This window comes from Micromonospora sp. D75, from assembly GCF_018070405.1.
GTDB classification, from domain to species: domain Bacteria; phylum Actinomycetota; class Actinomycetes; order Mycobacteriales; family Micromonosporaceae; genus Micromonospora; species Micromonospora chalcea.
Window position 1 is genome coordinate 1 of the sequence record NZ_JAGPXV010000956.1, and the last position, 1,477, is coordinate 1,477.

3 protein-coding genes are annotated in these 1,477 nt (G+C 72.0%); 1 reads left to right on the forward strand and 2 read right to left on the reverse strand.

Annotation, left to right across the window (positions count from 1 at the left end; translation table 11 throughout):
- Window positions 1–709 (reverse strand): metal ABC transporter substrate-binding protein (locus tag KBX39_RS31055; RefSeq protein WP_210873963.1); only part of this gene is annotated, 709 nt, incomplete at its 3' end.
- Window positions 710–797: 88 nt separating this feature from the next.
- Entirely contained in the window at window positions 798–1,061 is a 264-nt protein-coding gene (locus KBX39_RS31060; RefSeq protein ID WP_030503149.1) for a DUF6703 family protein, read from the reverse strand.
- 27 nt (window positions 1,062–1,088) lie between these two features.
- Between KBX39_RS31060 and KBX39_RS31065 the strand changes: the two genes are divergently transcribed.
- Window positions 1,089–1,430 (forward strand): antibiotic biosynthesis monooxygenase, encoded by a 342-nt coding sequence (locus KBX39_RS31065; RefSeq protein ID WP_030503150.1) that lies wholly within the window; start codon window positions 1,089–1,091, stop codon window positions 1,428–1,430.
- Window positions 1,431–1,477: the final 47 nt, after the last annotated feature.

Here is a 1,477-nt window from a genome sequence, read left to right on the forward strand (position 1 = left end):
CCGGGGTGAGCCCGCTGATGCCGATCTGCTCCAGCTGGTAGCGCTCGGTGAGGTAGCCGAACGCGGTGTGGCTGGTGACGATCTCCCGGCGCTTGCAGGTGCGCAGGCCGTCGGCGTACTCGGTGTCCAGCTTCGTCAGCTCGGCGCGCAGCGCGCCCGCGCGGGCGGTGTAGTCGGCGGCGTGCTCCGGGTCGGCCTTGCCGAGGCGCTCGGCGAGCTTGTCGCCGATGGTGGCCAGCCGGGTCGGGTCGAGCCAGACGTGCGGGTCCTTGCCGCTGCCCTCCCCGGAGTGCCCGGCCTCGCCCTCGTGGTCGTGGTCGTGGCCACCGGCGGCGGCGTCGCGCAGCGGCGTCACGCCCGCCACGTCGAACGCGCGGTCGCCGCCGTTCTGCTCCACCGCCTCGTCCACCGCCGGCTGGAAGCCGCTGAGGTAGACGACCACGTCGGCGTCGACGACCTGGCCGACCTGCCGCGGGTTGAGTTCCAGGTCGTGCGGCTCCGCGCCGGGCTTGGTCAGGTTGCTGACCGAGACCGTGTCGCCGCCGATCCGCTCGGACAGGAACTGCAGCGGGTAGAACGCGGCCACCACGCCGACCTTGCCCGGCTCGCTCGCGGCGCCGGTGCCGTCCGCGCAGGCGGTCAGGCCGGCGGCGGCGAGCAGGGCGGTTGCGGTGGCGGTCAGGACACGGCGGGGTGCGCGAACGGTCATGGGCTCAACTGTCCGCGACAACGAAAACTATTGTCAAAAACGCATGATTGCATGTCAGCGCAGGTCAGCTCGGCTCTGCTTCCGTACGTCAGCCGACCATGAGCTTCGCCAGCGCCACCGCGATCAACAGGGTGAGCATCACCAGCCGGAACATCCGGGTCGCCGGCGCCTGCACCGGCCAGGTGACCGACATCAGCCACACCAGGCCGCCGGCCAGCGCCAGCAGCAGGACGCCGCCCGCCGGGCCGGGCGCGAAGAGGCCGACCAGCATCAGGGCCAGTACGGCGAGGAACACCGCCGTCGGGTTGAGCCGTGCCAACCGGGACAGCACGGGACTCTGCGTACGCTGCATGCCACAAACTCTACGAGGAGGAACGCCGTGCTGGTCACCAACCGGTTCGTGGTGGAAGCCGAAACGGTGGACGAGTTCACCCGGGAGGCGCACGCCGCGCTGGCCGCGCTCGCCGCCCGCCCCGGCTACCTGCGCGGTGAACTGCTGCGGGCGCTCGACGACCCGGACCACTGGTGCCTGCTCACCGAGTGGGAGTCGGTCGGGGCGTACCGGCGGGCGCTCGGCGGGTTCGACGTCAAGGTCACCGCCGTGCCGCTGCTCGCCCGATCGGTGGACGAACCGTCGGCGTACGAGACGCTCGCCAGCGCCGCCCCCGAGGGTGAGATCGTCGTCGTCGCCAGCGATCGGGCCGCAGGTCCTTACCGGTGAGTGCCGGGGCACTACCCTGGCGCGTATGACCGCTCCCGGACCGGCCG

Coding starts and splice junctions, on each gene's coding strand:
- KBX39_RS31060 (WP_030503149.1), bottom strand. CDS start 1,061: ATGCAGCGTACGCAGAGTCCCGTGCTGTCCCGGTTGGCACGGCTCAAC.